General features: G+C 51.5%; 20 protein-coding genes. 3 read left to right on the top strand and 17 right to left on the bottom strand.

Annotation, left to right across the window (positions count from 1 at the left end):
- Positions 1-32: 32 nt before the first annotated feature.
- Genes hemG through pepQ form a run of 4 tightly spaced genes read right to left on the bottom strand, consistent with a single transcriptional unit; the run spans position 33 to position 4025 of the window.
- Positions 33-578: a menaquinone-dependent protoporphyrinogen IX dehydrogenase gene (hemG, locus tag AACS05_RS24125; protein ID WP_045449176.1), complete on the bottom strand. Its 546-nt coding sequence runs from the start codon at positions 576-578 to the stop codon at positions 33-35.
- A gap of 11 nt (positions 579-589) precedes the next feature.
- Positions 590-2041, bottom strand: a complete 1452-nt coding sequence (trkH, locus tag AACS05_RS24120) for a Trk system potassium transporter TrkH (RefSeq protein ID WP_045449175.1) — start codon at positions 2039-2041, stop codon at positions 590-592.
- A gap of 38 nt (positions 2042-2079) precedes the next feature.
- Complete coding sequence (locus AACS05_RS24115) at positions 2080-2694, bottom strand: IMPACT family protein (RefSeq protein WP_045449173.1); 615 nt, start codon at positions 2692-2694, stop codon at positions 2080-2082.
- On the bottom strand, positions 2694-4025 hold the full coding sequence (pepQ, locus tag AACS05_RS24110) for a Xaa-Pro dipeptidase (protein ID WP_045449171.1): 1332 nt from the start codon (positions 4023-4025) through the stop codon (positions 2694-2696). The genes AACS05_RS24115 and pepQ overlap by 1 nt, the downstream gene beginning before the upstream one ends.
- 189 nt (positions 4026-4214) lie before the next feature.
- Here pepQ and fadB point away from each other — a divergent pair, with 189 nt between their 5' ends.
- Positions 4215-6404, top strand: a complete 2190-nt coding sequence (gene fadB / locus AACS05_RS24105; RefSeq protein ID WP_045449169.1) for a fatty acid oxidation complex subunit alpha FadB — start codon at positions 4215-4217, stop codon at positions 6402-6404.
- A gap of 9 nt (positions 6405-6413) precedes the next feature.
- Entirely contained in the window at positions 6414-7577 is a 1164-nt protein-coding gene (gene fadA, locus AACS05_RS24100; protein WP_045449168.1) for an acetyl-CoA C-acyltransferase FadA, read from the top strand.
- A 152-nt stretch (positions 7578-7729) separates the two neighbouring features.
- Here fadA and AACS05_RS24095 read toward each other — a convergent pair whose 3' ends face one another.
- From AACS05_RS24095 to ubiD, 4 genes are all read right to left on the bottom strand, one after another.
- Complete coding sequence (locus tag AACS05_RS24095) at positions 7730-8710, bottom strand: LacI family DNA-binding transcriptional regulator (RefSeq protein ID WP_045449166.1); 981 nt, start codon at positions 8708-8710, stop codon at positions 7730-7732.
- Between the two features lie 7 nt (positions 8711-8717).
- Positions 8718-9656, bottom strand: coding sequence for an ROK family protein (locus AACS05_RS24090; protein ID WP_045449165.1), 939 nt, complete (start codon positions 9654-9656; stop codon positions 8718-8720).
- 292 nt (positions 9657-9948) lie between these two features.
- Positions 9949-10650: an NAD(P)H-flavin reductase gene (gene fre, locus AACS05_RS24085; RefSeq protein ID WP_045449163.1), complete on the bottom strand. Its 702-nt coding sequence runs from the start codon at positions 10648-10650 to the stop codon at positions 9949-9951.
- 40 nt (positions 10651-10690) lie between these two features.
- Complete coding sequence (gene ubiD / locus AACS05_RS24080) at positions 10691-12184, bottom strand: 4-hydroxy-3-polyprenylbenzoate decarboxylase (protein WP_045449162.1); 1494 nt, start codon at positions 12182-12184, stop codon at positions 10691-10693.
- 204 nt (positions 12185-12388) lie between these two features.
- On the opposite strand from ubiD, the gene rfaH reads away from it, so the two are divergent.
- On the top strand, positions 12389-12877 hold the full coding sequence (gene rfaH, locus AACS05_RS24075; RefSeq protein ID WP_045449160.1) for a transcription/translation regulatory transformer protein RfaH: 489 nt from the start codon (positions 12389-12391) through the stop codon (positions 12875-12877).
- A gap of 6 nt (positions 12878-12883) precedes the next feature.
- Here the strand turns inward: rfaH and tatD are convergent, their stop codons facing one another.
- The 9 genes from tatD to udp form a co-directional block, all read right to left on the bottom strand.
- A complete protein-coding gene (tatD, locus tag AACS05_RS24070) occupies positions 12884-13666 on the bottom strand; it encodes a 3'-5' ssDNA/RNA exonuclease TatD (protein WP_045449158.1) in 783 nt (260 codons plus the stop codon).
- A gap of 41 nt (positions 13667-13707) precedes the next feature.
- Positions 13708-14499, bottom strand: a complete 792-nt coding sequence (gene tatC, locus AACS05_RS24065) for a Sec-independent protein translocase subunit TatC (RefSeq protein WP_045449155.1) — start codon at positions 14497-14499, stop codon at positions 13708-13710.
- Positions 14500-14501: 2 nt separating this feature from the next.
- On the bottom strand, positions 14502-15050 hold the full coding sequence (gene tatB / locus AACS05_RS24060; protein WP_045449154.1) for a Sec-independent protein translocase protein TatB: 549 nt from the start codon (positions 15048-15050) through the stop codon (positions 14502-14504).
- A gap of 3 nt (positions 15051-15053) precedes the next feature.
- Complete coding sequence (tatA, locus tag AACS05_RS24055) at positions 15054-15308, bottom strand: Sec-independent protein translocase subunit TatA (protein ID WP_045449152.1); 255 nt, start codon at positions 15306-15308, stop codon at positions 15054-15056.
- A 78-nt stretch (positions 15309-15386) separates the two neighbouring features.
- Entirely contained in the window at positions 15387-17027 is a 1641-nt protein-coding gene (gene ubiB, locus AACS05_RS24050) for a ubiquinone biosynthesis regulatory protein kinase UbiB (RefSeq protein WP_045449149.1), read from the bottom strand.
- Entirely contained in the window at positions 17024-17629 is a 606-nt protein-coding gene (gene ubiJ, locus AACS05_RS24045; protein ID WP_045449146.1) for a ubiquinone biosynthesis protein UbiJ, read from the bottom strand. The genes ubiB and ubiJ overlap by 4 nt, the downstream gene beginning before the upstream one ends.
- Before the next feature lie 13 nt (positions 17630-17642).
- Entirely contained in the window at positions 17643-18398 is a 756-nt protein-coding gene (ubiE, locus tag AACS05_RS24040) for a bifunctional demethylmenaquinone methyltransferase/2-methoxy-6-polyprenyl-1,4-benzoquinol methylase UbiE (RefSeq protein ID WP_045449144.1), read from the bottom strand.
- A 94-nt stretch (positions 18399-18492) separates the two neighbouring features.
- Positions 18493-19923: a DNA recombination protein RmuC gene (gene rmuC / locus AACS05_RS24035; RefSeq protein ID WP_144243090.1), complete on the bottom strand. Its 1431-nt coding sequence runs from the start codon at positions 19921-19923 to the stop codon at positions 18493-18495.
- Positions 19924-20063: 140 nt separating this feature from the next.
- Entirely contained in the window at positions 20064-20825 is a 762-nt protein-coding gene (udp, locus tag AACS05_RS24030; protein WP_006686084.1) for a uridine phosphorylase, read from the bottom strand.
- Positions 20826-20998: the final 173 nt, after the last annotated feature.

Genomic DNA, 20998 nt, shown 5'->3' with positions numbered 1-20998 from the left:
TCTTCCGACTGCGTATTTTTTATTCTTTGCGTTTATTTTAACAACGCTTTGTTGGTTAATTGGGCAATTTCCCGCGCAAAAATCGCGACCTGTTCCCAGTCGGTATATACGACTTCTTTACTTGTATCCGTTTCACCGCCCGACATCTTCATAATCAGTTTGATCATGACACGGTCATACCAACGATAACGAGGATAAAGTAAAGCTCCGGCAATCACCGCACTGCGGTCTGGTCGCCACGGCGAGCTCATCAGAAACTTGCGCGCATAGCTGTTGGTCTGCGGGGTACGCTTTTCCGGCTTACGAGCAACCAGGTTAACGGAGTAGAACGCACTCGGCATCGCATTCAGCCGCGTGGCATGCTTCTTCACGAACTCCTGAAAAGCAGTATGGTAATGACCGTAGCGAATTGATGCACCAATCACCACGCTGTCATAGTTTTTCCAGTCAGGCTCTTCGGTGCGATGCAGATTCACAACATCGGCCCAGACGCCCAGTTCTTTTAGTTCAGAAGCCAGATACTCGGCGATTTCGCGCGTTTGTCCATCCCGGGAAGAAAAAAGAATCAGTGTTTTCACGTGTTACTCCGTTATTCACGCCAGAAGGTAGGGGTAAAGAGTACCAGCAAAGTAAAGACCTCGAGACGACCAAATAGCATATTGGCAATCAGGATCCATTTCGCCACTGGGTTCATACTGGCAAAGTTGTCGGCAACAACGCCCAGCCCTGGTCCCAGGTTATTCAGGGTCGCAACAACAGAGGCAAATGCTGAGAAGTCATCCACACCGGTCGCTATAATTGCCAGCATACTGATAATAAACACCAGCGCATAGGCTGAGAAGAATCCCCATACCGCTTCAAGGATCCGTTCCGGCAGCGCACGATTACCCAGTTTAATACTGTAAACCGCATTGGGGTGGACCAGCCTTTTGAGTTCCCGGTTACCCTGCTTAAACAGCAGCAGGATACGAATGACCTTCAAACCACCGCCCGTTGAGCCAGCACAGCCACCAATAAATGCAGAACACAGCAACAGTACCGGCAGGAACAGCGGCCAGCGGGCAATACTGTCCGTAGTAAACCCTGCTGTGGTCGCCATTGATACTACCTGGAAAAAGGCCTGATTGATCGTCGTTAGCGCCGAACCATAGGTGTTGTGTACCCACAGCACCAGCGTACAGACAGCCACCAGCGTCAACTGCACACCGATGAACATGCGAAATTCCGGGTCGCGCCAGTAGACCTTTAAACTACGCCCACTTAATAAAGAGAAGTGCAGGCCATAGTTACAACCGGAGATCAGTAAAAAGATAGCAATAATCGTGTTAATAGTGGGGCTGTCGAAATAGCCAACACTGGCATCGTGTGTAGAGAAGCCGCCAATAGCAATGGTGGCAAAACTGTGCCCAATGGCATCAAACGCCGGCATCCCGGCAAACCATAGCGCCAGCGCACATGCAATCGTCAGCAGTACATAGATAAGCCATAACGTTTTTGCCGTTTCAGCAATACGCGGACGCATTTTATTATCTTTGAGCGGCCCAGGCATTTCTGCCCGATAGAGCTGCATACCACCGACGCCAAGAATAGGCAGGATAGCGACCGCCAGCACGATGATCCCCATACCACCAAACCATTGCAACATTTGGCGATAAAAGAGAATGGCGTGCGGCAATGAATCCAGCCCCACCAGCGTCGTCGCACCTGTCGTTGTTAACCCCGAAAAGGATTCGAAAAACGCATCAGTAATCGTGAGGTTAGGACTTTCGGAAAAGATAAATGGTAGCGCACCCACGCTGCCCAGCACGGTCCAGAACAGAACGACGATCAGAAACCCTTCGCGGGATTTCAGTTCACCCTTTTCCTTACGGTTCGGCCACCACAGCATGGAACCAATTGCCAGCGCGACAAAGAAAGTTTGCGTAAATGCACGACCCGCACCATCACGGTAGATGAGAGCTACCAGTCCGGGGAGGATCATTGTCCCCGAAAATAAGATGACCAGTAGTCCAACGATTCGGGTAATGGCGCGAAAATGCATCTCTGCCGCTTCCTTAATTCTTCAAAATGAGGTGGGGATTATTCTTCAATCGCTAACAATTGCAATGAACCACGACTAAAATCCGCCAGCTTTGCCGAAAATTCATCCACTTTCGCATAAGGAAGCGCTACCCTGAGCCGAACAAATGCCTGGTAATCACTGGAAATTATTTTACCGTCAAACTGCCCCAACAATATTTCAATGCCAGCCAACTGGCCGTACTCACACTGCAAAGTATATTCGGTTAATGGCGTCTTGCGCTGCGTTGTTAACTGACGTAAAGCCTGATTCACGCCGCCGCCGTAGGCTTTCACCAGCCCACCCGTACCGAGAAGAATACCGCCGTAGTAGCGTACCACCACGGCGGTAATTTCACCGACACCGCTCCCCATCAGTTGAGCAAGCATCGGTTTCCCTGCCGTCCCCGCTGGTTCACCATCATCCGAGAATCCCAGCTGTTGCGAATCATTCGGCGCACCCGCCACCCACGCCACACAATGGTGGCGCGCGTCCGGGTGTTCCGCTCTAACTGACTCAACAAAGGCTTTCGCCGCTTCCACACCATCCGTATGCGCGAGCAGAGTAATAAAGCGGCTTTTTTTGATCTCTTCAACAACGCTAACCGGCGCCGCAGGGATTAACCAACTGTCCATTACGCCAGTTTTAAATCCCGCGTCATGTTTTCGACATTGCTCTCGTGGATAACCACGTTATCTTCAATACGAATACCACCGAACGGCTTCAGCGCTTCAATTTTCTGCCAGTTAAAGTGCTTGCTGAATTGCCCTTCGCGCCATGGCGCCAGCAGCGATTCGATAAAGTAAATACCCGGCTCGATAGTCAGGACCATGCCCGGCTGCAGCACTCGCGTACAGCGCAGGTAGGGATACTTTGATGGTGCAGCAAGGTGTGTACCGCTGTCATCCTGCATAAAGCCAGCAACATCATGAACCTGCAGACCCAGCGGGTGGCCAATGCCGTGCGGCATAAACGGCCCGGTGAGATCGTTCTCTACCATCGCCTCTTCACTCATACCGGTGATGATTTGATGTTTACGCAACAGCTTTGCAATACGTTGATGGAACTGAATGTGATAATCCACATAGCTGACGCCCGCCTTCATGGTTGCAATCAGCGCCAGTTCTTCGTCGTTAACGTCTTTCACCAGTTGCGCATAGTCGTTGTCGCTTTTCGCCGACCAGGTTCGCGTCAGGTCTGCCGCATAACCGTTGTATTCCGCGCCAGCATCCAGCAGGAAACTGCGGATTTCTGACGGCGCCTGGTGATCCAGTTTGGTGTAATGCAGTACGGAGGCATGTTCGTTGAGGGCCACGATATTGCTGTAAGGCACGTCGGTGTCACGATGACCCGTAGCAGTCAAATAGGCCAGGTTAATGTCGAACTCGCTCATACCGGAACGGAAGGCTTCTTCTGCCGCACGATGCCCACTCACCGCCATTTTCTGCGCTTCACGCATACAGGCCAGCTCGTAATCCGTTTTATACGCACGATAATAATGAAGATAGTCGATCACCCCTTTCGGGTTGATATTGCTGGCAGCGATGTCCAGTTGCAACGCACGCTCAGGAACCGGGCCGATATAACCGATATTATCGCGTGCAGCTGGCAGTTGGCCGCCAATACCATCGGCTTTTGGCAGCGCAATAATGTCAATTTCTTCCGTCCAGAAAGAGGTCGGTAGCGGTTCAACGTTGTGCCAGTAGTCGACCGGCAAGTAGAACCACAATTTAGGCTTATTAACGCCATCTACCAGCAACCAACAGTTAGGAACCTGCGTGACAGGTACCCAGGCTTTAAACTGCGGATTAACCTTAAACGGATATGGATGATCGTCGAGAAAAACGTTTAACAGCTCGCCGGAGTGAATAAGTAACGCATCCAGCTTAAAACGAGCCAGCGCATCGCGGGTCCGTTCCTGTAAGGTAACAATATGATTTTTATAGAGTGCGGCCAGTGATTCCATTATTTACCCTTCTGTTTTTTTGACCTCAAGTCACCGCATCTTAGCACATCGTTCTGTAGCTGCGTGATTTCTGCCGAGCGTGATCGAATCGTCATTTCTTTAATCATTCATTTGCATTTTATTAACATAAAACACACACTTCGATTCATCTGGTATGACCAGATCACCTTGCGGATTCAGGAGACTGACATGCTTTACAAAGGCGACACCCTGTACCTCGACTGGCTGGAAGATGGCATCGCCGAACTGGTGTTCGATGCCCCTGGCTCGGTCAACAAACTCGATACGGCAACCGTAGCCAGCCTGGGCCATGCGCTTGATGTGCTGGAAAAGCAGACAGATTTAAAAGGTCTGCTGCTGCGCTCGAATAAAGCGGCCTTTATTGTTGGCGCCGATATCACCGAATTCCTTTCATTGTTTCTTGTTCCTGAAGAGCAGCTAAGCCAGTGGCTGCATTTTGCCAACAGCGTCTTTAACCGGCTGGAAGATTTACCGGTGCCAACCATTGCCGCCGTAAACGGTTATGCGCTGGGCGGCGGTTGCGAGTGCGTGCTGGCGACCGATTACCGTCTGGCAACACCGGACCTGCGTATCGGTCTGCCGGAAACGAAGCTGGGCATTATGCCGGGCTTTGGCGGCTCTGTGCGTATGCCACGTATACTGGGCGCCGACAGCGCGCTGGAAATTATTGCGGCGGGTAAAGATATCAGCGCTGATCAGGCACTGAAAGTTGGCCTGGTCGATGGCATTGTTAAGCAGGAAAAACTGCTTGATGGCGCGATGGCTGTATTACGTCAGGCAATCAACGGCGACCTCGACTGGAAGGCCAAACGCCAGCCGAAACTGGAACCACTGAAACTCAGCAAAATTGAAGCCGCAATGAGTTTTACCATCGCCAAAGGCATGGTCGCGCAGACTGCAGGTAAACATTACCCTGCCCCCATCACCGCGGTAAAAACGATTGAAGCCGCAGCACGCTTTGGTCGTGAAGAAGCACTGAATCTGGAAAATAAAAGCTTTGTGCCACTGGCGCACACCAGTGAAGCACGCGCGCTGGTCGGTATCTTCCTCAACGATCAGTACGTAAAAGCAAAAGCGAAGAAGCTGACTAAAGACATTGAGGCACCGAAGCAGGCCGCAGTATTGGGCGCAGGCATTATGGGCGGCGGTATCGCTTACCAGTCTGCCTGGAAAGGTGTGCCGGTTATCATGAAAGACATCAATGATAAATCATTGATGCTTGGTATGACTGAAGCCGCCAAACTGCTGAACAAACAGCTTGAGCGCGGCAAGATTGATGGTCTGAAAATGGCAGGCGTGATTTCAACCATTCATCCCACCCTCGACTATACCGGCTTTGAGCGCGTAGATGTGGTAGTGGAAGCGGTCGTTGAGAATCCGAAAGTGAAAAAAGCAGTACTGGCAGAGACCGAAGAGAAGGTTCGCCATGATACCGTGCTGGCCTCAAACACCTCCACTATTCCAATTAGTGAACTGGCCAGCGTTCTGAAGCGTCCGGAAAACTTCTGCGGCATGCACTTCTTTAACCCGGTGCACCGTATGCCTCTGGTAGAGATCATTCGCGGTGAAAAAAGCTCGGATGAAACCATCGCCAAAGTTGTCGCCTGGGCAAGCCGTATGGGTAAGACGCCGATTGTGGTCAACGACTGCCCCGGCTTCTTCGTTAACCGTGTGCTGTTCCCGTACTTTGCTGGTTTCAGCCAGCTACTGCGTGATGGAGCGGACTTCCGCAAAGTCGATAAAGTGATGGAGAAACAGTTTGGCTGGCCGATGGGTCCGGCATATCTGCTGGATGTCGTCGGCATTGATACCGCCCATCACGCGCAGGCAGTCATGTCGGCAGGCTTCCCACAACGCATGCAAAAAGATTATCGCGACGCGATTGACGCATTATTTGACGCCAGTCGCTTTGGACAGAAAAACGGCCTCGGCTTCTGGCGCTATAAAGAAGACAACAAAGGTAAACCGAAGAAAGAAGAGGATGCCACTGTTGATAGTCTGCTGGCAGATGTCAGTCAGCCGAAGCGCGATTTTAGCGATGAAGAGATTATCGCCCGCATGATGATCCCGATGGTCAACGAAGTGGTCCGCTGCCTGGAAGAAGGCATTATTGCCAGTCCAGCAGAGGCAGATATGGCGCTGGTTTACGGCCTGGGCTTCCCTCCGTTCCATGGCGGTGCGTTCCGCTGGCTGGATACACTCGGCAGCGCGAAATATCTCGATATGGCGCAACAGTATCAGCACCTCGGTCCGCTGTATGACGTCCCGGAAGGATTGCGCAATAAAGCACGTCATAACGAACCGTATTATCCCCAGGTTGAGCCTGCCCGCCCGGTTGGCGACCTGAAAACGGCTTAAGGAGTCACAATGGAACAGGTTGTAATTGTTGATGCGATCCGTACCCCGATGGGCCGTTCGAAAGGGGGGGCGTTTCGTAACGTGCGGGCAGAAGATCTCTCCGCACATTTAATGCGTAGCCTGCTGGCGCGTAATCCCGCGCTTGATCCTGCGGCTCTCGATGACATTTACTGGGGCTGCGTACAACAGACGCTGGAGCAAGGGTTCAACATCGCCCGTAACGCCGCGCTGCTGGCAGAAGTTCCGCACTCCGTCCCGGCAGTAACGGTCAATCGCCTGTGCGGTTCATCCATGCAGGCACTGCACGACGCGGCACGCATGATCATGACCGGCGATGCACAAGCGTGTCTGGTTGGCGGCGTGGAGCATATGGGCCACGTCCCCATGAGTCACGGCGTCGATTTCCATCCGGGTATGAGTCGCAACGTTGCTAAAGCGGCGGGAATGATGGGCCTGACGGCAGAAATGCTCTCCCGTATGCACGGTATCAGCCGTGAAATGCAGGATGCCTTCGCCGCACGCTCACACGCCCGGGCCTGGGCAGCGACACAGTCTGGCGCGTTCAGAAATGAAATAATCCCGACCGGTGGCCACGATGCTGACGGCGTGTTGAAACAGTTTAACTACGATGAAGTTATCCGCCCGGAAACCACCGTCGAAGCGCTGTCCACCCTGCGCCCGGCGTTCGACCCAGTCAGCGGTACAGTTACTGCCGGAACATCTTCAGCTCTCTCTGATGGCGCAGCTGCCATGCTGGTGATGAGTGAAAGCCGCGCTCGTGAACTGGGTCTGAAACCACGCGCCCGTATTCGTTCAATGGCGGTTGTCGGCTGCGACCCCTCAATCATGGGTTATGGCCCGGTCCCGGCCTCAAAGCTGGCGCTGAAAAAAGCAGGGCTCTCCACCCGCGATATCGGTCTGTTTGAAATGAACGAAGCCTTTGCCGCGCAGATCCTTCCATGCATTAAAGATCTGGGACTGATGGAGCAGATTGACGAGAAGATCAACCTCAACGGCGGCGCGATCGCACTGGGTCATCCACTGGGATGTTCCGGTGCACGTATCAGCACCACCTTGCTGAACCTGATGGAGCGCAAAGACGTGCAGTTTGGTCTGGCGACGATGTGTATCGGGTTGGGTCAGGGGATCGCGACAGTATTTGAGCGAGTTTAATCAGAGAGTGTCATCTATTGCAGGCCGGGTAAGCGAAATGCCCCGGCAACCATGCCGGATGGCGACGCAATATCGTCTTATCCGGTCTGCAACGACAGCGCCACTGTATAACAATTAGTTGCCGTTTTTCCCGCCTGTCAGGGGCGGGTTTTTTATTTCACAGAACTGGTACGGACCACTAACTGCACGGGTAGCAACAAATTCTGTTCCTGCTGTTCTTCCAACAACAAACGCAGTGCTTCACGCCCCAGTTGCTGTTTATCAACGGCAATGGTGGTCAGCGGTGGATGTGACCAGGCTGCGGCATCAATATCATCAAACCCTACCAGTGAAAGATCTTCCGGGATACGTATACTTTGCTGCGCACACACTTGCTGAACCACCAGCGCTGCCGCATCGTTATAAGCAAAAATGGCATCGGGCGGCTCGGGCAACCTGAACAATTCGTTGACCGCCTCGACCAGTGATTGTTCAGTATCCAGAAGCGGTGGTGCAATGGCTTCATACTCTGGCGGCATCAGTAGACGAGCGTCATACAGCGCCTGGCGATAGCCCTTCTCACGCTGGCGAATACTGTAATGAGAGAGTGTGCTGGCAAGAAAGGCAATGCGACTGCGCCCTTGTTCGATTAGATGTCGAGTGGCCAGATAGCCACCCTGGGTATTATCCGGATTGACGCATGGCAAACCAGGCACCCACAAATCCACCAGTACCATTGGCAGCTTCATTTGTTGCAGTAGCCCAAGCAGTTCAGGCTCAAAAAATCCGGCACAGATCAGCGCATCAGGCTGATGCAGCATCACCTGTTCACTCACTGCGTCACCGGGGCCAATGGAGAGAAAGCTCAGCGCAATATTGTGGTCACGACATACTTCTTCTATGCCCAACAACAGCGGTGAATAAAACGGTAATGCCCGACTAATATTGTGCTGGCGATGCAGCAAAAACAGGACGCGCCTGAGTTTATCGCTACGCAGACGGGAGAAATCGTAGCCCTGCTGTTCCGCCACGGAAATAATGCGCAATCGGGTATCCTCACGTAGTCCCGGTTGCCCTTTTAGTGCGCGGGAAACAGCGCCAACCGACACACCGCAGGCTTCGGCAATATCTCTGATTCGTACAGGTTTCGTCATTTCACTCTCATTGATCGTGCGTCATCATACGGGTAGTTGCGGTCGCAGGCTGTTGTGCACCCAGCCAGGCGGCACCACGTACGCCGCTGCTGTCGCCGTGACGAGCCTGGACAATCGGCGTGCGGCACTGTTTTCCAAATACGTACTGTGCCACCCGCGCCTGTAAGCCTGAATAGAGTATGCCAATATTGGATACTCCGCCGCCCAACACGATAACATCTGGATCAAGCGTATTGACCACGCCAGCTAACGCTCGGGCTAATTGATCGCAGTAGCGCTCCCATAGCAGGCAGGCGTCTACGTCACCAGACTCGACCCGTTTCATTATTTGAGGAACACCGGCATGTTGCGTGGTGTGATTCAGGTACTGACGCTCCAGGCCGCTGCCCGAAATAAAACTCTCAATACAGTTTAACTGCCCGCAATAGCACGTTACCGCCGCGCCGTCCCGCTCTTCATTGTAACGCGGTAGCGCATTATGTCCCCACTCTCCCGCACAGGCATTAGGGCCTGAGATCAAACGGTTATCGACACACAATCCACCACCGCATCCCGTACCAAGGATCACTCCAAACACTACTCCATACCCGCGTCCGCTTCCGTCCATGGCCTCCGACAACGTAAAACAGTTGGCGTCGTTGGTTACGGGCACAGGTATTCCCAGCGCCTGCTCAAGATCGCGTGCGAAGGGTTGTTGATTGAGCACCAGAATATTGGAGTTTTTTATTAACCCATCACTGTCGACTGCGCCGGGCACACCCACACCGACTGATAATGGTCGATTAACGGTCTTCATGGCTTTCACGATAGCGTCCGTGACGACCCGGAAAAAATCGCCGTAGCTCTGCTTTGGTGTACTGCATCGTTCGCGGTAAATAATCTCACCCGTGTTATCAATCACCACTGCTTCGATTTTAGTCCCACCAATATCCAGTCCGAGCCTCATGATTCCCCCATTCGCTTGACGCAGAATTATATCTGCACAGACTGACTTTTTTGTTTACTAAACACAAAGACAGACATCACAAAATAGAATTTTGACGATAGTTTTTATATAAAAACATGGCAAATAGAGCGTCAAGGCAGAACACCTGTGTTTACTAAAAAATAACGATGAGGGTAATTCGTCACGAACGGGGAGATTCACAGAGACCGAACCAGCAATCTCAGCAATTCAGGGAGTGAGTGATCGGGCATTAACGACCTGAATGCGCCGGAAAAGCTCCGGCGCACCCTGCTTAAATAAATGCGAAAGCGTCGCCAAACAGGCGGTCTTCACGCGCGCTGCGTTCATTGCAAAACAGGTCGCGTGCGATTTTTGCCATCTCAAAACGTCCGGCGATATAGATATCATGTTCCGCCAGGGTACCGTAATCCTGCAATACAGCGGTTAATACTGTGCCTGTGCGACCACGCCAACCCGCTTCAGGTTGTTCCACCACTGGCTCAACGCGCAGATTAGGGTGATTAACTGACAGGGCTTCCAGCTCGGAGAGATCATAAAGATGCTTCTCTTCTCGCCCGCCCCAGTAAATCGTGACATCACGGTCTGGATTACGCGCCAGTGCTGTTAGCAGAATTGAGCGCACATAAGAGAACCCTGTACCGCCAGCGATCAGGATCAGCGGACGATTTTCATCATCACGCAGCCAGGCTTCACCGTGTGGAATATCGACCTTAATTTCCCGGTCTTTCAGAATTCGATCCATAACGGCCATGGCATAAAGATTTAGCTCAGAGGCGCCAACGTGCAGCTCAATGAATCCGTGCTCATCCGGTGTAGATGCCATGGAAAACGGACGCTTATCCCGTTCATCCATCACGACCATTAAATACTGACCAGCACGAAAGGAAAACGCCGCGTCTGGCACTAAACGAACGCGATATACGGTGTCAGTGATAGCTTCTACCGAGGTCACTTTACAGCTTAAGGTTGTCATGCGCTCTCTCTGTCGGATCAATAGGCAAAATGATCGCGCCTCAGGCGCTTTTGCCGTCATTAAAGATGGCCAATTCATCCCAAATTGCGTCAATACGCGCAGTCACTTCAGGATCTTTTTTAATCGGGCGTCCCCACTCACGTTGGGTTTCACCCGGCCATTTATTTGTGGCATCCAGTCCCATTTTTGAACCAAGGCCGGAAACCGGCGAGGCAAAATCCAGGTAATCAATTGGCGTATTTTCTACCAGAACCGTATCCCTTGCCGGGTCCATACGGGTGGTAATTGCCCAAATCACATCGTTCCAGTCACGTGCGTTGACATCATCATCGCAGACAATAACAAATTTGGTGTACATAAACTGACGTAAAAACGACCAAACACCCATCATGACGCGTTTAGCATGGCCAGCGTACTGCTTTTTCATCGTCACTACGGCCAGTCGATAAGAGCAGCCTTCCGGCGGCAGGTAAAAATCGACGATTTCCGGGAATTGTTTTTGCAGAATAGGCACGAAAACTTCGTTCAGCGCCACGCCTAGTACCGCAGGCTCATCTGGCGGACGGCCGGTGTAAGTCGAGTGATAAATCGCATCTTCACGCTGAGTAATGTGTGTAACGGTGAAAACAGGGAAGCTATCCACCTCATTGTAGTAGCCTGTATGGTCGCCATACGGGCCTTCCGGCGCCATTTCTCCCGGCTCTATATACCCTTCCAACACAATCTCCGCGCTGGCAGGAACTTCGAGATCGTTGGAAATACATTTAACCACTTCGGTCTTGGTACCACGTAATAAGCCCGCAAAAGCGTATTCCGATAACGTATCAGGTACTGGCGTTACGGCCCCCAGAATCGTTGCCGGATCAGCGCCCAGCGCAACGGAAACCGGGAAACGTTCGCCTGGATGAGCCGCACACCACTCCTGATAATCAAGCGCGCCGCCACGATGAGAAAGCCAGCGCATGATGAGTTTATTTTTGCCAATCAGCTGCTGGCGATAAATACCCAGATTCTGTCGCTCTTTATGGGGGCCCCGCGTTACGGTGAGTCCCCAGGTGATCAGCGGAGCTGCATCTTCCGGCCAGCAGGTCATTATCGGAATACGGTTTAGATCGACATCATCGCCTGAATAGATTTTTTGCTGACAAGGCGCACCGCGTAACCGCTTAGTCGGCATGTTCAGTACCTGCTTGAACTGCGGCAGCTTATCAAACAGATCGCGAAATCCTTTTGGCGGCTCAGGCTCTTTCAAAAACGCCAACAACTTACCCACTTCCCGCAACGCAGAGACATCTTCTTGTCCCATTCCCATGGCAACACGCTTCGGCGTGCCAAACAGGTTACACAGCACTGGCATTGAATAGCCTTTGGGATTCTCAAACAGCAACGCAGGCCCACCAGCACGCAGGGTGCGATCGGCTATTTCTGTGATTTCCAGATGGGGATCCACCGGAAGCGTGATGCGTTTGAGCTCGCCTTGCTGCTCAAGTTGCGTCAGGAAGTCGCGTAAATCGTGATATTTCATGGCGTCCATTGTGGCCTCTTCGTAAGCGCTTCATTATACGGCGTTCATCATTGCGATGCTGTATTTTTGTTAAATTAGCGTGAACTCTGGCGGTACATCTAAGCCCCGGGAGTATATACCCAACGGATTTCGAGTTGCTTTAAGTCGGGTATAATTAACTTAGCGCATGGCTTTTGCTATGCTTGCGCTCAGAACAAGCGGATAAGAGTTATTATGCAATCCTGGTATTTACTGTACTGCAAACGCGGGCAACTTCAGCGTGCCCAGGAACACCTGGAAAGGCAGGCGGTGAACTGCCTGACGCCTATGATCACCCTAGAAAAAATGGTGCGCGGCAAACGTACCACAATCAGTGAGCCACTTTTCCCTAATTACATGTTTGTCGAATTCGACCCGGAAGTGATCCACACCACGACGATCAATGCCACGCGTGGCGTCAGCCATTTCGTACGCTTTGGAGCAACACCAGCGACGGTTCCCTCTGCAGTTATTCACCAGCTTTCCATCTACAAACCCGAGGGTATTGTTGATCCGGAAACCCCTTATCCAGGGGACTATGTGATTATCACTGAAGGTGCATTTGAAGGATTGAAAGCGATCTTCACTGAACCTGATGGCGAAGCACGCTCTATGCTTCTGCTTAACCTGTTGAATAAAGAGGTTAAGCAGAGCGTGAAAAACACCGGTTTTCGAAAAATTTAATCTACCTTAGAAGGTAACTTCAAACAGCGTTCTCACGTTGGAGTCGATTGTTGTTGATAGCCATTGAGGATCTTCCCCGCGCCAGTGTGCAATCCGTTCAAGAATGTGCGGCAGGTAGGCCGGCTCATTACGCCGTGTAGACGGTTTAGGTGTTAAATCGCGGGGCAGTAAATAAGGCGCATCAGTTTCGATCAGGAGCCTCTCTACCGGAATAAAAGGTAACAGCTCCCTAAGCTCCATCCCCCGACGCTCATCGCAGACCCATCCGGTAATACCAATATAAAGCCCTCTGTCCACGCAGTCCTGCATCTCCTGACGTGAACCGGTGAAGCAATGCAGTACCGCGCCTGGAATGCTGTCCAGCCAGGGCTCCAGCAATGCCAGAAAACGGTCATGCGCATCCCGGCAATGCATGAAAACTGGCATCTGCAGTTCAGCGGCAATACGCAGTTGTGCCTCAAAAGCCCGCTCCTGCTCTTGTGGCGTGGAGAAATTACGATTGAAATCCAGACCGCATTCACCAATGGCGACCACTTCAGACTGGTTTGCCAGAGCGACTATCGCTTCTTCGGTTGAGGATTGCCACTGGCTACTATCATGCGGATGGACGCCGGCTGTGGACCAACAATTCGGGTAATGCTGCGCCAGCTTTAGCGCCTGCTGGCTTTCATGCAGGTTCGTTCCGGTCAGAAGCATACCGTGAACACCGGCCGCAAAGACGCGCGCTACAACCTCATCCCTGTCTTTCGCAAATTGTGAACTGGTTAAATTAACGCCAATATCAAACATGCTTCCTCCCATATGACAACCGCCCTGACGGGCGGTTGAATTTATTCTTCGGTTTTCTCGGTGGCTTCAGCTTCTTTTGCATTCTCAGCCTCGTTATCTTCGTCTCGCGTACGTCGCTTACCGACATAGAAACGGGAGAAGAAAACGCCCACTTCAAACAGGCAGTACATTGGTATTGCCAACAGCGTTTGCGAGAAGACATCTGGCGGGGTCAGTAACATCCCCACGACAAATGCACCGACAACAACGTATGGACGTTTCTTACGCAAGTCATCAGGCGTCGTAATACCCATCCAGCACAGCAGCACAATGGCAACAGGAACCTCAAAAGAGACCCCAAAAGCCATAAATAGCGCCATCACGAAGCTAAGGTAACTGGCAATATCTGTCGATACTTGTACGCCTTGCGGTGCCGTATTAGCAAGGAAACCAAAGGCTAACGGGAAGACGACAAAGTAGGCAAATGCCATACCGATATAGAACAGCAACGAACTGGAAACCAGTAATGGCACAACAAGGCGACGCTCATGCTTATACAAAGCAGGAGCAATAAACGCCCATACCTGATACAGGATCACTGGCGCTGAAAGGATCAGCGACACCATGAAAGTGAGTTTTATCGGGGTAAAAAACGGCGAGGCCACATCCGTGGCGATCATCGTCGCACCCTGCGGCATCTGTTTTATCAGCGGTGCCGCAACCATATGGTAAATGTCGTTGGCAAAATAAACCAACGCCAAAAAGATTACCATTACGGCAATAATGCAGTTCAGGAGTCGCTTACGCAGCTCAATAAGATGCGTGATGAGCGGTTGAGTATCTTCTACAGCCATGTTTACGGTTTATCACTCGACGATGGGGAGGATTCGACAACAGGCGCGGCGGTTTTCTTTTCAGCGTCCATCACTGTTTCGGACGCGGTTTCCGTCGATTCAGATGTCCTGGTACCCGTGGATTGCGGTTTTTGCTCCGGCGAGCTGGCCTGCGTTTCAGCGGAAGCAGGAGTAACCCCTTCATGCTGCGCTTCGCTATCTTTCACCACCGGATTATGGATAGTGTGCGCTTCATCGCTCGCTTTCTCAGGCTCGTTAACGCTGTAAGAACGCTTCATCGACTCTGCAGCTTCACGCAATTCATCCATCGATGCTTTCAGCTCCGGCGTCAGATTTGTCAGGCTCGCTTTCTCAACCTTCTTCAGGCTGTCCTGAAACTCCTGAAGCTTAAGCTCCTGGGTCAGTTCATTCTGAACAGTAGTTGCAAGGGAACGCAACGCACGAACCCAGCCCGCGACCGTTTTTACCGCAACCGGCAATCGTTGTGGCCCCAATACGATGAGGCCTATCACGAACACCAATAACAGTTCGCTAAAACCGATATCAAACACGGATTATACCTGCTCTTTATCGTGGCTTTTGGCGTCTTCTTTTTTCACTTCGCCCTGCTTATCGGTGATGGATTTAGCAGTAAAATCAGCGTCCTGACTGGATTTATCCTGCTTGGGTTCATCATCTCCCATCGCTTTCTTGAAGCCTTTAATAGACGCACCAAGATCGGAACCGATGGAGCCGAGTTTCTTGGTGCCGAATAGCAGCACAACGATGACGGCAATGATCAACAACTGCCAGATACTGATACCACCCATACATGTTCCTCTGTCATAGATGATGAATTAATAAGGCCGTAGTATACGTTACACGACCTGCCTTGAGCGATGAAAAATTCAGCGCATTTTGCGCCAGCCGATCAGCCAGGCAATGACGCCGCCCGCTATTAACCAACCAGGCATAAGCCCCCACTCAGGACGACTTACCAGCAAGAATGTCCCACTTAACAACAACGTCGCGCCAATACCCAATAAATAACGAGATTGTCCCTGACGGACGTGATTCGCATGAAGCTCGCGCGCAATCTTATCAACACTGTGCTGTAAATATTTGCCCTGGCGCAAACTGTCATACACCAGTTCAGGTATTTCTGGCATTTTTTCGACCCAGAACGGTGCTTTTTCTTTAAATGCCCTGACAAGGGCGGGAATTCCGACCTGCTCTTTAATCCAGGATTCAAGAAATGGCTTGGCCGTCTTCCACAAATCCAACTGCGGATAAAGCTGTCTCCCAACGCCTTCAACATACAGCAGTGTTTTCTGCAACAGCACCAGTTGGGGCTGGACTTCCATGTTAAATCGACGTGCCGTATTAAACAGATTCAGCAGCACGTGACCAAATGAAATCTCCGCCAGCGGCTTTTCAAATATCGGCTCGCAGACGGTACGAATAGCAAATTCAAATTCTTCGACGTTGGTATCCGGTGGAACCCAGCCAGAATCTACATGCAGCTCTGCAACCTTACGGTAGTCACGATTAAAGAACGCAATGAAGTTTTCAGCCAGATAGCGTTTATCTTCTTTATTTAATGAGCCAACAATCCCGCAATCTATGCCGATGTACTTTGGATTTTCAGGGTGTTCATAGCTGACAAAAATGTTGCCAGGATGCATATCGGCATGGAAAAAACTGTCACGGAATACCTGAGTAAAGAAGACCTGCACACCGCGCTCGGCCAACAACTTCATGTTGGTGCCGTTCTTCTCAAGCGTTGCAACATCCGAAACGGGGATACCGTAAATACGCTCCATCACCATCATGTTCTGACTGCAATAGTCGGAATACACTTCCGGGATGTACAGCATTGGGCTGTCTTCAAAATTGCGGCGCAATTGAATAGCATTCGCCGATTCACGCAGCAAATTCAACTCATCAATTAATGTCTTCTCATATTCGCGAACCACTTCCGTCGGCCGCAAACGGCGACCGTCAGGCAGCAAGCGAGGAACCCAACGGGCAAGGCGATAGATCAGTTTTAAATCCGCTTTGATAACCGGCAGAATGTCCGGGCGAATAACCTTGATCACGACCTCTTTACCATTCGATTTCAGTCGGGCCGTGTGTACCTGTGCAATGGACGCAGATGCCAGTGGCTGGATCTCAAAATCATCAAACCATGCCTCAACGGGTAACCCACCCATTGCTTCTTCAATTTGCTGTTTTGCTCTTTGTCCATCAAAGGGGGCAACACGATCCTGCAACAGTGCCAGTTGATCGGCGATATGCGGAGGGAAAAGGTCACGACGGGTGGAGAGCATTTGACCAAACTTGATCCACACTGGCCCCAATTCTTGCAACGCCAGTCTCAGTCTCTCACCCAGTGGCTTTTCTTTATGCCGATTAGGCATCCAGAACAAGGTGTAACGCCACAACCGAAGCGGCAGCGTAATACGCATTTTGGGGATGAGTTCATCAAGACCGTAGCTTAAAAAAGTGCGAATGATGAAATAAAGGCGCCGTACTTCACCTGGCGTCATTTGACCTCCAGTTTTTCCAGCCGTTTGGCCAGAGATTCAACCGCACGCTCAACGGCTGCCGTTTCTTCCGCGAACCATGCAACCTCAAGCGGACCAGGAGCCATACGCCACTCTTCAGTGATCGCTTCGGCAACGTAACGCTGCTGACGTTGCATGGTGTGACACAGAAACTTCGCCCCACCACGCAGGGCTTTGCTGACCCCTTCCGCGACGATATCTCCGGTATAGGGCGCTAACAGTTCAGCAGGATCAAACTCTGCAAGGTCAGCCAGAGCGACAAAGTTCTGTACCACCTGAATATCGCCCTGAACTTCCAGCTCGCCGCTACGAATAAGGGTTGTGAGTTGCTGCCGGTCGCGTAATTTCGGTAAAACGCTGGCATGTGTGATCACGGTGCAATCGGCTTCGCCTTCCCAGGCCCCCAGCACATCGACCTGGCGCTCACTAAACACCAGGACTAACGGTGTCGAAAATCCTTTGAGATCCACACGCAGCACCTTGCTCTGCAGACGCGTTCGGGCTGATTTCAGCGCAGGCGAACGGTACAGAAAGGTGTTGAGTAGGTTTTCAACTCCTGCGGTCACTAAGGGTTTTAAAGGCATCCCCGATCTCCTGTCAGAACTTATAGCCACGGTGCAGCGCAACCACACCTGCTGTCAGGTTGTAGTAATCCACGCTTTCAAACCCGGCATCTTGCATCATCGCTTTTAAGGTGTCCTGATCGGGATGCATGCGGATGGACTCCGCCAGATAACGGTAGCTTTCTGCATCGTTGGCCACCATTGAACCAATACGTGGCAGAATATGGAAAGAGTAAGCATCATACGCTTTGCTCAGAGGTTCGATAATCGGTTTGGAAAACTCCAGCACCAGCAAGCGTCCACCGGGCTTCAATACCCGATACATGGATCGTAATGCTTTCTCTTTTTCCGTTACGTTACGCAGACCAAACGAAATCGTGATGCAGTCGAAGGTATTGTCAGGGAAAGGCAGTGCCTCAGCATTTGCCTGGACATACTCGACGTTACCAATCACACCGATATTGCGCAGCTTTTCGCGACCCATTTTGAGCATTGAGTCATTGATATCCGCCAGGACGACTTGACCGGTTTCACCAACCATGCGAGAAAATTTCGCCGTCAGATCTCCCGTACCACCCGCCAAATCCAGAACGGTTTGTCCGCGACGCACGCCACTACAGTCAATGGTGAAGCGCTTCCACAAACGATGAATGCCAAATGACATTAAATCATTCATAACGTCATATTTAGACGCCACAGAATGAAAAACGTGGGCCACCATGTCAGCTTTCTGCTCTTTAGCGACGGTCTGAAAGCCAAAGTGCGTCGTTTCTTGTGAATCTTCCACCATCTCAGTGCCTACTCATCAATAAAATGTTCGAGAAGTGTAACAGATTGGGCCAATTTGCCCTACCCTTCTGCCGGGTTCAACTACCCCAAACGGGCTAGTTCGATTGCTGATTTGCCGCTGCATTATCGGGATAAGCCTCATCCAGCTGCGCCTCCGGGACCGAGCGTAAGCGGTATTCTTCATCCTGAGTTGTGGCTTGTTCAGCCAGTTCAGGATTAATCTCGCGCTTAATTTCTACACCTAATCCACGAAACGCTTCTGCCTGCGACAGGACGTTTCCACGCCCTGAGGAGAGTTTTTTCATCGCCTGTCGGTAGTTGTCCTGCGCTTTGTCCAGACTCTGGCCGATCGCCGACATATCATCGATAAACAACCGCATTTTGTCATAAAGCTTGCTGGCCCGATCTGCAATCTGCTGCGCGTTACGGCTCTGGTGTTCATAACGCCACAGATTCGCGATAGTGCGCAATGCCACCAACAACGTAGTAGGGCTAACCAGCATAATGTTATTTTTGAGTGCTTCGGTTATCAGTTCGGGCTGTCTGTCCAGCGCAAGCAAAAAAGCAGGTTCAACGGGAATAAACATCAGTACATAATCAAGCGTGCGTAACCCTGGGAGCTGTTGGTAATCTTTGCGTCCCAACAGACGAATATGGTTACGCACAGAGGCAATATGCTCCTGCAACGCGCTCTCCCGGGTGTAGTCATCTTCTGCATTAAAATAGCGCTCGTAGGCGACCAGCGTCATTTTAGCGTCGATAACCACGTCTTTTCCCTGTGGCAGTCTGACAATAACATCCGGTTGCATCCGTGAACGCGCGTCATTTTCAATACTGACCTGGGTTTCATATTCATAGCCTTCACGCAGACCGGAAGCCTCCAGCACTCGCGTGAGCACCACTTCTCCCCAGTTCCCCTGGGTCTTGTTATCCCCTTTCAACGCCCGCGTCAGGTTAACGGCTTCCTGCGCCATCTGCGCGTTCAATTGCTGGAGATTACGAATTTCGTGCGCCAGAGTGTGCCTTTCCTGCGCCTCTTTACCAAAGCTATCCTGAACCTGGCGGCGAAAACCGTCCAGCTGTTCACGCAATGGCGTAAGCAAACTATTCAGGCTTTGCCGGTTTTGCTCGTCAACGCGGCGGTTGCTGTGCTCAAAAATACGGTTCGCAAGGTTTTCGAACTGCTCGCTCAGACGCTGTTCACTGTTGATCATCTGGCGAATTTTATCTTCAGCGTGCTGCTGCGTCGCTTCCAGACGGGTGGTGACTTCCCGGAGATCGGCTTCCAGAGAGGTGTTGATGGTGTGTAAGCTGCGTAACTCGTTATTGAGTAGCTCACACTCTTCTCGCCAGTGGGCTTCCTGCGAAAGCTGTTGCCGGGCGGCGCTCAGCGCAATATCCAACTCACGCCGTTCTTCGATGAGATCTGCTCGGATCTGATCGGCACGCGCTTTGGTCGCCAGCCAACCCACAAGCAGCCCTGCAGCCAACGCCACCACAGCACTCATCATAATTGAAATATCCACAACGCCCCCTTACAGCAACGAATTACCTGCACAAAATAGAATTGTGCTGTATAAACGTCCAGTTTAAAAGGAATTTCCTGCGAGGCACTACGCAAAATAAAAAGGCCGAACACGTCGGCCTTTTTACAAAGAAGGGTGTATTACAGCAGGCGACGCGCTGCTTCTACCACGATTTTCACCGCGTGGCTTTCCGTTTGCTTCATGGTTTCTGCATTCGGGATCTCTTGCTGAGTACGGTTGACGATAACACCAGCAACCATACCTGCACGCAGACCCTGACTTGCGCACATAGTCAGCAGCGTAGCGGATTCCATTTCATAGTTCATAACGCCCATGGACTGCCACTCTTCCATAGAACCTTTGAAACGGCTCACCACACGACCAGAGAAGGTGTCGTAACGCTCCTGGCCTGGGTAGAAGGTATCAGAAGAGGCAGTAACGCCCACGTGAGTAGTTGCACCGATAGATTTCGCTGCTTCAACCAGCGCGGTGGTGCATTCGAAGTCCGCAACAGCCGGGAATTCCATTGGCGCAAAGTGCAGGCTTGCACCGTCCAGGCGAACGGATGCCGTGGTTACCAGCACATCACCAACATTGATATGCGGCTGAATAGCACCAGTAGTGCCGATACGCAGGAAGGTACGAATGCCCAGTTGAGCCAGTTCTTCTACAGCGATAGAAGTAGATGGGCCGCCGATACCGGTGGAGCAGACGATCACTGCTTTACCATCCAGTTCTGCACGCCAGGTAGTGAATTCGCGATGAGATGCCAGCTTGACCGGCTTATCCATCAGCGCGGCGATCTTTTCCACACGCTCCGGGTCGCCAGGGACGATAGCGAGCTGGGCCCCTTGTAAATCGTTCTTAGTGAGGCCGAGATGAAAAACATCAGACTTAGACATAAAAAACTCCTCTGTGAATCGGTTTTGTCAGAAGAAGCAAAAAGACACTTTACCGAAGGCATAAACATATTTTCGTGACAGTCATCACCATGATGTAAATCAATTGCATTAATTTACCGTGAAAAAGTGACACACATCACATTAACCACTCATCATCGGGAAGCCTTGCACAA

The sequence above is a fragment of the Citrobacter sp. S-77 genome (assembly GCF_963864895.1).
GTDB lineage: Bacteria > Pseudomonadota > Gammaproteobacteria > Enterobacterales > Enterobacteriaceae > Citrobacter > Citrobacter murliniae.
Note: the sequence above shows the minus strand (reverse complement) of the source record. Positions and strands in the feature narration are given on the sequence as shown.